Annotated in this window: 7 protein-coding genes and 1 pseudogene; 7 read left to right on the top strand and 1 reads right to left on the bottom strand. The window is 65.6% G+C overall.

Going from position 1 to position 9,757, the window contains the following annotated elements:
• The first annotated feature begins 44 nt into the window (after nt 1-44).
• On the top strand, nt 45-1,517 hold the full coding sequence (locus QZY06_RS09540; RefSeq protein WP_295683381.1) for a YdiU family protein: 1,473 nt from the start codon (nt 45-47) through the stop codon (nt 1,515-1,517).
• 320 nt (nt 1,518-1,837) lie between these two features.
• On the top strand, nt 1,838-4,540 hold the full coding sequence (locus tag QZY06_RS09535; protein ID WP_295683378.1) for a tetratricopeptide repeat protein: 2,703 nt from the start codon (nt 1,838-1,840) through the stop codon (nt 4,538-4,540).
• 37 nt (nt 4,541-4,577) lie between these two features.
• Here QZY06_RS09535 and QZY06_RS09530 read toward each other — a convergent pair whose 3' ends face one another.
• The gene (locus tag QZY06_RS09530; protein WP_295683376.1) at nt 4,578-5,504 is read right to left on the bottom strand and encodes a histone deacetylase family protein; all 927 of its coding nucleotides are present in this window, start codon (nt 5,502-5,504) and stop codon (nt 4,578-4,580) included.
• A gap of 119 nt (nt 5,505-5,623) precedes the next feature.
• On the opposite strand from QZY06_RS09530, the gene QZY06_RS09525 reads away from it, so the two are divergent.
• The 5 genes and pseudogenes from QZY06_RS09525 to QZY06_RS22185 all read left to right on the top strand — a co-directional run.
• Complete coding sequence (locus QZY06_RS09525; RefSeq protein WP_295683373.1) at nt 5,624-6,433, top strand: ion transporter; 810 nt, start codon at nt 5,624-5,626, stop codon at nt 6,431-6,433.
• An 89-nt stretch (nt 6,434-6,522) separates the two neighbouring features.
• Nucleotides 6,523-8,079 carry an EAL domain-containing protein gene (locus tag QZY06_RS09520; protein WP_295683372.1) on the top strand — a complete coding sequence of 519 codons (1,557 nt, stop codon included), beginning with the start codon at nt 6,523-6,525 and terminating at the stop codon, nt 8,077-8,079.
• Between the two features lie 101 nt (nt 8,080-8,180).
• Nucleotides 8,181-9,278: a phosphotransferase family protein gene (locus QZY06_RS09515; RefSeq protein ID WP_295683369.1), complete on the top strand. Its 1,098-nt coding sequence runs from the start codon at nt 8,181-8,183 to the stop codon at nt 9,276-9,278.
• 4 nt (nt 9,279-9,282) lie between these two features.
• Nucleotides 9,283-9,624, top strand: coding sequence for a hypothetical protein (locus QZY06_RS09510; protein ID WP_295683366.1), 342 nt, complete (start codon nt 9,283-9,285; stop codon nt 9,622-9,624).
• A 33-nt stretch (nt 9,625-9,657) separates the two neighbouring features.
• Nucleotides 9,658-9,757: pseudogene (locus tag QZY06_RS22185) on the top strand (short-chain dehydrogenase); the annotation flags it as partial.

Raw genomic sequence — 9,757 nt, 5'->3', positions numbered from 1 at the left:
CGACCGTTGCAAAGCCAGTCCCAGACCCAAACTCCAGCCAGACGATGATCCTGCCTGCCATCACGCCTCGTTTCGCCGCACTCGGAGAGCCGTACTCAACGGCCATCCAGGCGCGACCATTGCCCTCGCCCAGCTTGCTGCACATCAATGCGGCGCTCGCCGATCAGCTTGGGCTGTCGTCCTCGATCGCCAGTCCCGAGTTCACCGCGCTGATGGCCGGCAACACGGCGTGGCCCGGTTATGACTCGCGGGCCTCGGTCTACGCCGGTCATCAGTTCGGCCAGTTCGTGCCGCAGCTGGGTGACGGCCGCGCGCTGCTGATCGCCGAGATCGACGATCGCCATGGCCAGCCCCAGGAACTGCAGCTGAAAGGCGCGGGGCCGACACCGTACTCGCGCCATGCCGATGGCCGCGCGGTACTGCGATCCTCGATCCGCGAATACCTGTGTTCGGAAGCGATGCACGGCCTCGGCATCCCCACCACGCGAGCGCTGGCACTGGTCGGCTCGCCTCAGCCCGTGCGCCGCGAGACGGCAGAGACTGCCGCCGTCGTCTGCCGTATCGCGCCGAGCTTCCTGCGCTTCGGCCATTTCGAATTCTGGTACTACCGCGGCGAGACCGAGCGTCTGAAACCGCTGGCCGATCTGCTGATCGATCAACACTTCCCGGAGCTGGCCGGCAAGCCGGATCGCCACGCCTTGTGGCTGACCGAAGTGGTGCGCCGCACCGCCGTGCTGATGGCGCATTGGCAGGCCGTGGGCTTCTGTCACGGCGTGATGAACACCGACAACTTCTCCGCGCTCGGCCTGACCATCGACTACGGCCCGTTCGGCTTCCTCGACGCCTTCGACAGCCACCACATCTGCAATCACAGCGACGACAGCGGCCGCTACGCCTGGGATCGCCAGCCCGTGATCGGCCACTGGAACGCCACCAAGCTGCTGCAGGCCTGCTTGCCGCTACTGGCCGATGAGCCGAAGGCCGCCGTCGAACGCGCCCAGCCGCTTGCCGACAGCTATCCGGACGCTTACGGCAAGGCGATGCTGAAGCAATGGACGGCGAAACTCGGCCTGCGCGACGTGCGCGACGGCGACGAAACCTTGATCAACGGCTGGCTGAACCTGCTGCAGTCCAGCCGTGCCGATTTCACGCGCAGCTGGCGACACCTGTCGCGGATCAAGGCCAACGAAGACGGACCCGCGCATGGTCTGCGCGACGAAATCCTCGACCTCGCCGCACTCGATGCCTGGATCCCCGACTACCGCAGCCGGCTGCGCGCCGAACAATCCGATGACGCCGAACGCAGCGTACGGATGAACGCAGTCAATCCGAAGTACGTGCTGCGCAATCACCTCGCGCAGCGAGCGATCGAACGCGCCGAAGCCGGCGAAATGTCCGAGGTCGCGACGCTGTTCGAACTGCTGCAAAAGCCGTTCGACGAACAACCGGCGTTCGAGGCCTACGCCGCGGAGCCGCCGCCGGAAGCGCGGATGATCGAGGTCAGCTGCTCGTCCTGAAGGCTGAGCGGTTCGGCGGCTGACTCAACGGTGGTGCCCCGTCGACACCAGAGAATTTCCGCGCCGGTTTGGAAAATTTCTGACCCAGTGCGCAGACAAAGGCCACGCTAGCTGCTTCTTGTGTGCGCTACATCACAATTCGTTTGCTTTGCTGGCTCGCGCCGCTACTTCGCAACGCTGATGATGCTTTCATGCGTGACGTGGATCACGGTTGTCGCTACCGGGTGATCGAGCGGTCCATCACGGCGGAACAAAACCAATAAGGGGCCGCACGGGGGTGTGGCCGAGAGCCGCAGAACGCACGGGAGCTGGGCCAGATCATGGCAAAAAAAGTAGACCCGGATTTCAGCGGGGAAGCAGGGCCGGCGCTGTACAGCGCCCGCTGGCGTTTTGGACCGTTCGAGTTGGATGAAACCAGCCGTGAACTTCGCCACGGCGGAGTGGTGGTGACGATCGAAGCCAAGCCGCTGAACATGCTGATGCTGTTCTTGCGCAACCCCGGCGAACTGGTCACCAAGGACGAGTTGCTGGACAAGCTGTGGACCGGCCGTATTGTCGGCGAAGCGGTCATCGGCAACTGCGTGAAACGGCTGCGCCAGGTGCTCGGCGAAGACGCCTCCGGCTGGCTGCGAAGCGTCCACGGCATCGGCTATCGCTTCGACGGGCCGGTGCAGTTGGTCGAGGATCAACGAGCGACGCCGCCGGCAGCGCCCAAGCTGGACTTCCAGCCCGGCGATCAGCCGCCGTTCAGACCGAACTGGCAACTGTTGCGCAGGCTCGGTAACAGCGGTGATAGCTGGCTCGCCGAGCACACCAAGACCCGAGCCCGCCGAGTCTTCAAGTTCACCCGCGAGGCCGCCGGTCTGTCGGCCTTGAAGCGAGAGGTGACGGTCTATCGCCTGCTGCGCGAAAGCAGCAGCGAGAAGATCTTTCACGTCGACCTGCTCGACTGGAATTTCGACGAGCCACCCTGGTTCATTGAAGCCGAGTACTGCCCTGGAGGCAGCCTGCAGGAATGGTTCGAAGCGCAGGGCGGCACCGGCAAGGTGCCACTCGCCACGCGCCTGGACCTGATCGCGCAGATTGGCGAAGCATTGGCCGAAGTCCACGCCGTCGGCGTGCTGCACAAGGATCTGAAACCGGCCAACGTCTTCGTCGTGATCGAGGCCGACGGCCGGCCGACGATCCGCCTCGCAGATTTCGGTGCCAGCCGTCTGCTCGACCCGGCCCGCCTCGCCGCCCTGGAGATAACCCGGCTCGGCTTCACGCAGCTCATCGACAACAACAGCAGCGACAACGGCGGCACGCCGCTGTACTTCGCGCCCGAACTGCTGGCCGGCCATCCCGCAACGGTCAAGGCCGACATCTACGCCCTCGGCGTGATGCTCTACCAGTTCGTGATCGGCAATCTGCGTCGCCAGCTGACGCCCGGCTGGGAAGCGGAAGTTGTCGACGAAATCCTGCGCAGCGATATCGCCGCCGCTGCCGAAGGCAACCCGGAGCGCCGCCTTGCCGACGCCAGCGAACTGGCCCGCAATCTGCGCCGGCTGGAAGTACGGCGTATGACTCGGGAAGCCGAGCGCGCCGCTGCCGAAAAGGCCGAACGCGCCGCACGGGCTCTGGAGCGAATCAAGGCGCGGCGGGTCGGCGTGATGGCGGCGTTTGCAGCCTTGGCCATCGGCTTCGCCGCTAGCGCCGTGCTGTACGTCGACGCTCGCAATGCCGGGCTGCGTGCGACCGAGGAAGCACGCCGCGCCACGGCGGTCAGCGACTTCCTGACCCGTGACCTGCTCGCACCGGTGACCTCCGGCGATGCGCCGGTCAAGGACATCACGATGGAGCAGATCCTCGAAGCGGGATCTGCCCGCATCGATACTCGATTCGCGAGCCAGCCGGACGTCGCGGCGGACCTGCACAGTGCGATCGGAAACTCGTACTCGGCGCTGGAACTCAGCGAGAAAGCCGAGCACGAGCTCGATCGCGCCATCGACGAGCACATTCGCCTCTACGGCAAGAGTGACTTGCGGGCCGTCAACGACGCGGCTTCGCTGGCGACGCTCAAGTTCGCACTCGGGCGTGATCCGAAGGACATGGTCGTGTACGACGACATCGCCGCCGCCGCACTCGCCGTGCACGGGCCTGCCAACGCCGCGGTCACCGATCTGGAACTGCAGTTGGCATCGACGCGCTTCTACCGCGGCGATACCCGCGGCGCGGCCGATGCGCTGCAAGCCCTGTACAGCCGCTATGTCGCCGCGGCGGCCGATGACGACGAGAGGATCGCGGAGATTGCCGATGTGCTCGGCATGGCGCTGTCCGAACTCGCGGAATACGCGAATGCGAAGTCAGTGCTCGAAGAAGGCATCGAACGGGCCATGCGGGCGCGTGGCAAGCAGCATCAGTCAATCGGACTTATGCGGACAACGCTGGCAAGAGTGGCGGTCGAGCTGGGCGACTACGCGCAAGCTGAAAAGGAGTACCGGCAGGCTCTCGCGATTGCCGAGCACTGGGGCAAGCCATCGAGTGGCGCCTTGACCAGTGCCGTCGTCGGCCTCGGCAGGCTTCGGCTGAAGCAAGGTCGCGCCGGCGAGGCGGTGGCGATCCTCGAGAACATCATCAGCTCACGCTCGTCAGGCAATGGCGCAGTCATCGACCAGCTGACCAATGCCCGCGTAATTCTGGCCGAGGCCTACCGATCGACCGGACAGACCGGCAAGGCGGAAGCCATGCTGAATGCCGCCATTGCTTCCAGCGCAGCTTCGTACGGCCGCGATCATCTTCAGACTCGCCGCGCTCGCCTGGCGCTTGCGGATCTGCTGGCGTCATCCGGAAAACGCGAGGCCGCCATCGAGATCCTTGAACAGCCAACACCTTTGAGCTTCGACGAGCTTGGCGCCAGTCATCCGAACGCCATCAAGCTCGCGACGATCCGCGGCAAACTGCAGCCGGCAACCGATTTGCCGGTTCCCGAGATCGAGATCGCGGGCGGCAAGGATGAGCTGCCGCCCGCGATCAAGCACTGAGAGAATTTGCGGTGCGCGTACCCTTCAATGACTCGAATCAAAACCCCACTGCACGCACGAACTCCTCCACGCTTCGCGCCAGTGCGAACAGGTCATAGCCGCCCTCCAGGGTCGCGACCACTCGGCCCTGGGCATGCTCATCCGCCCATTCGCGGATGCGGTTGCCGATCCAGGCGTAGTCGGCAAAGCTCAGATTCAGTCCAGCCAGCGGGTCCTCGCCATGGGCGTCGAAGCCCGCGGAGACCAGGATCAGTTCCGGCTTGAACGAAGCAATCGCCGGGGCCCAGCGGGTTTCGACGGCGCTGCGGAATTCGGCGCTGCCGTCGCCGTCGCGCAGCGGCGCGTCGACCAGGTGCGCGTTGGCCGGATCGCTGACCCAGCCGGGGTAGTAAGGGTCCTGGTAGGTATTGCAGACCAGCACGCGGGGATCGTCGCGAAAGATGTCCGAGGTGCCGTTGCCGTAGTGCACGTCGAAATCGAGTACCGCGACACGCTTGAGGCCGCAGGCCAGCGCATGTGCGGCGCCGACCGCCACGCTATTGAACAGGCAGAAGCCCATCGCCCGGCGTCGCTCGGCGTGATGGCCGGGCGGGCGCACGGCGCAGAACACGAAACGCGTATTGCCGGCCAGGAGTTCGTCGACGCCGTGGATCACCGCGCCGGCCGCCGCCTGCGCGGCTTCGGCGCTGTGCGCGTTCAGGGCGGTATCCGGATCGATGCGGACCAGACCTTGCGCTGGGCGGGTCGCCAGGATGCCGTCGACCAGCCGAGGATCATGGACGCGGACCAGGGCTTCGCGCGGCGCCAGTGGCGCGGTGACGGTGCGGAACATCGGCAGCAGGCCGCTGGCGTTCATGCGGTCCTGGATCGCATGCAGGCGGGCGATCGATTCGGGATGGCCGGCGCCCATCTCGTGCTGGCTGCAGGCGGGATGGGTGATCCACAGGGGAATGGCGGCGTTCATGAGCCGCATTTCGGGCAGCCGGCCGTTGACTGTCAAGCGAGTCACAGTCGCGCGTTCCTTCGCTCGTGGTTTCGTGCTTTGCTTGCCGCCGTGAACAGCCCTCCCCAACCACCATCGGCATGAGTAACGACGACCACCCGAACGCCGCCCCGGCGCCGGACACCCTGAGCGCCGCCGCGCGCCGCGTACCGGTGCTCGACTGGCTGTTGCTGATCCTGGCGCTGGTGTCGATCGCGCTGCTGAGCTGGGAAACCTGGGGGCCGGTCACACCCGAGCAGCGCCAGTTGCTGATCCGCGCCGACTACGCGATCTGCGCGATCTTCGCGGTGGAGTTCACCTGGCGCTGGTCGCGCGATGGCTGGACACGCGGCTATCTGCTGCGCAACTGGTACGAGATCCTCGGCATGATTCCGGTGTCCGAGCCGGCGCTGCGCGGCTTCCGCCTGTTCCGCGTGGTGCGCATCGTCATCCTGCTGTCGCGCTTCGGCATGGCGGCCGATCGGGCGCTTGGCGACGAGTTCACCTATCGGCTGGTCAACCGCTTCCGGGACAGCATCATGCGGGCGGTTAGCGGCATGATCACCCTTGCGGTGCTCGCCGAAGTGTCGGACGTGCTGAAGCGCGGCACCTACACCCGCAACGTCGCCCGGGCGCTGGAGGAGAACGATCGCGAACTGCGGGCGATGATCACCGAAAAGCTCAGCCACAACGCCCGCACCAAGACCCTGAGCCGGCTGCCGTTCTACAACGACATCGTCAATTCCGTCGTCGATGCGGCGCTGGAGCTGGCACACGATGTGTTGAACGATCCACGTACCGACGAGCTGGTGGCCGACATCCTGCGCGAGAACGTCGACCAGCTGCGCGCCGCCGTCCAGGCCAAGGAAGACGCCAAGCATCAGGTGGTGTCACCCGTTGCTCAGGAATAGCTGCCGCCGATGCCAGACCCCGCTATTGTCGTGACGGGCAGTCCCGGGCGCCGGCCTGGCGCACGGCGACTGCAGGAGAAGCAAACGCGGTGATCACCAGGCGCAAGCGCCGATTGGCATTGATTGCGGTCGCCGCGGTACTGGCGGGCATCCTGCCGGCCGGGCTGATGCTGGCCGTCACCTATCGCCAGGCGACGACGGCCGCCGGCGTTCGCCTCGATCACTACACCGCCGTGCTCGAGAACCATGCCGACGAAATCTTCGGCACCGCCGAAAACGTGCTCGAAGAGATCGGCACGACCATCGATCGCAGCTGCAGCCCCGCCAGCGTCGATACCCTGCGCAAGGCGGTCTACAACTCGCTGTACTTTCGCGAAGCGGCGCTGATCTACCGCAGCGCCGTACAGTGCACCAGCGTTCGAGTCCCCCAGACACCGGTGCTGATCAACAACGCCGATCTGCTGATCTGGCCGACTACCGGCATCCATATCGCCACGCCCGATCTGACCCTGGAAGACGAGGTGTCGATCACCGTGCTGCGCGGCATCGACGGCGCGCCGGGCGTGGCGGTCAGCCTGATGATGAATCCGCGCCAGTTGCTGGAGCCGGTGCGGGCGGCGATCGTCGAGCAGCAGATCGCACTGCGCATCGAACGCAACGACGGCATCGTGCTGTCGCGTGCTGGCAGCCTGCTGGCCACCGATGACGATCCGGCCAGCCTGGTCAGCAGCCGCAGTTTCCAGCACTACCCGCTGCGGGCCGTCGTCGCCGGCAACCGCGATGCCCTGCTCGAAGGCTGGTGGGAGAACGCCACGTTGTTCGTGCTGCTCGGCCTCGGCCTGTCGCTGCCGCTGTTCCTGATCCTGGCCTACGTCGATCGCCGCGAGCGCTCGATGGATGCCCAGCTCAGCGATGCGCTGGAGAATAACGAGCTGCACGTTCACTACCAGCCGATCCACGAAACCGGCAGCCTGCGCACCGTCGGGGCCGAAGCGCTGCTGCGCTGGCAGCATCCGCAGCGCGGCATGATCCTGCCCAGCGTGTTCGTGCCGCTGGCCGAAGCCAGCGGCCTGATCAATCCGCTGACCGACTGGCTGATGAAACGAGTCGCCGCCGACCTCGACGGCTCGCTCGCCGATCACCCCGATTTCTACGTCACCTTGAACCTGAGCCCGGCGCACTTCAGCGATGCCGAACTGCCGGAACGGGTGCGCAGCATATTCGGCAAGGCCTGCCGCGCCGGGCGCGTCGTGTTCGAGGTGACCGAACGGGAGATGCTGTCGTCGTCGGACGATCTCGCCCGCACCGTCATCGACGCCCTGCGCAGCGATGGCGCCCGGGTGGGGCTCGACGACTTCGGCACCGGCTATTCCTCGCTGCGCTATCTCACCCAGTTCCACTTCGATCTGCTCAAGATCGACAAGACCTTCATCGACGCCATCGGCACCGGATCGATCACCGCCGGGCTGGTCGACGACGTGGTGGCGATGGCGCGCCGCCTCCGCCTGGTGACGGTTGCCGAAGGCGTGGAAACCGCCGCCCAGCTCGAGCATCTGCGCAAGGTCGGCGTCGAATACGTGCAGGGCTGGTATCTGTCGCGGGCGCTGCCGATGGATGAGCTGAAGGCCTATCTCGCCAGAACCTAGGGCAGACCCGATCTGGACTCTGATCCCTGGCCACGATGGCCGAACCCGGGAACCTCGCTGCTAGACTCCTGCGCCTGAGTCCACGCCACCAGAACGCCGCAATGAACGCTCCCAAGACTGAGGCAAGCGCTGCCAGCCCGCTCGATACCGCCGGTGCCGTGCGCGACGAAAACGCCTTCGATCCGGCGCTGATCCTGCCGTTCCTGAAATCGCAGATTCCGGACCTCGTCGATGGCTCGGTCGAACTGCGCCAGTTTCCCGGAGGTGCTTCGAACCTCACCTACCAGCTGACCATCGGCGGCCGCGAGATGATCCTGCGTCGGCCGCCGGCCGGCACCAAGGCCAAGGGCGCCCACGACATGGGCCGCGAGTTCCGCGTGCTGCAGCGTCTGCATCCGCACTTCAAGTGCCCCAAGCCGCTGGCCTACTGCGAAGACACCGGCCTGATCGGCTCGGACTTCTACGTGATGGAAAAGCTCGCCGGCATCATCCTGCGCCGCGATGTGCCGTCCACGCTCAGCTACAGCCCGGAACGCGCCCGGCAGCTGTGCCTGAATCTGATCGATACCCAGATCGCGCTGCATGAACTGGATTACGAAGCGGCCGGGCTTGCCGACATGGGCAAGCCGGCGGGCTATGTCGCACGTCAGCTCAGCGGCTGGAGCGAGCGCTGGAACAAGGTGCTGACCGATGACATTCCCAGCTACGACGCGATCATCGCCTGGCTGACCGCCAACCAGCCGGCGGATTCGGCACGGCCCGGCATCATCCACAACGATTACCGCTACGACAACGTCGTGCTGTCGGCCGACGACCAGCTCAGCGTCATCGGCGTGCTCGACTGGGAAATGGCCACGCTCGGCGATCCGCTGCTCGATCTCGGCTCCTCGCTGGCCTATTGGGTGGAAGCCGGTGATCCCGCCGAGATGCAGTCGATCCGCATGCAGCCCTCGAACATCCCCGGCATGCTCAGCCGCGCCGAGATCATCGACCGCTACGCCGAAAAGACCGGCCGCGAAGTGCGCAACGCCGACTGGTACTACGTGTTCGGCCTGTTCCGCCTCGGCGTCATCGCCCAGCAGATCTACTACCGCTACAAGCTCGGCCAGTCCAAGAACCCGAAGTTCGCCGCCTTCGGCCTGTTCGTGACCGTGCTCGCGCAGGTCTGCGAGCGGGTGATCAACCGGGCCAAGGTCTGAAGGCATGCCGCTGCGCGACCCGATCAGCGCCGAAGATGCGGCGCGCAACGAGCGCATCCTCGAACGCCTGCTGAGCGCCGCCACCAGCATGACCGGCATCTGCGTCGGCCTGCTCGGCGCGGTCAACGCCTTCGCGCGCTCGCAGAACACGGAAACCTTCGCCGACGACGTGCTGGCGATGAACGCGCTGCTGTTCCTGGTCTGCTGCTACCTGATCGTCTGGGGCCTGCGCGCCAACAGCCGGAACCTGACGGCGCGGCTGCTGCGCATCGTCGAGTACACCTTCCTCGGTGCAATGAGCCTGCTGGTGCTGGTCGGTTTCTTTGTCGTCTATTCGGTGTTGTAGTCCCGTCATCCCATCAGAGATCAAAACGAAAACATGGCCACCCAACTCTTTGACCTGACCGGCAAGGTCGCACTGATCACCGGCGCCTCGCGCGGCATTGGCGAAGCCACGGCGCGCTTGCTCGCCGAGCAGG

Source organism: uncultured Nevskia sp. (genome assembly GCF_903885465.1).
GTDB lineage: Bacteria > Pseudomonadota > Gammaproteobacteria > Nevskiales > Nevskiaceae > Nevskia.
This window is presented reverse-complemented; position numbering and strand designations above follow the sequence as displayed.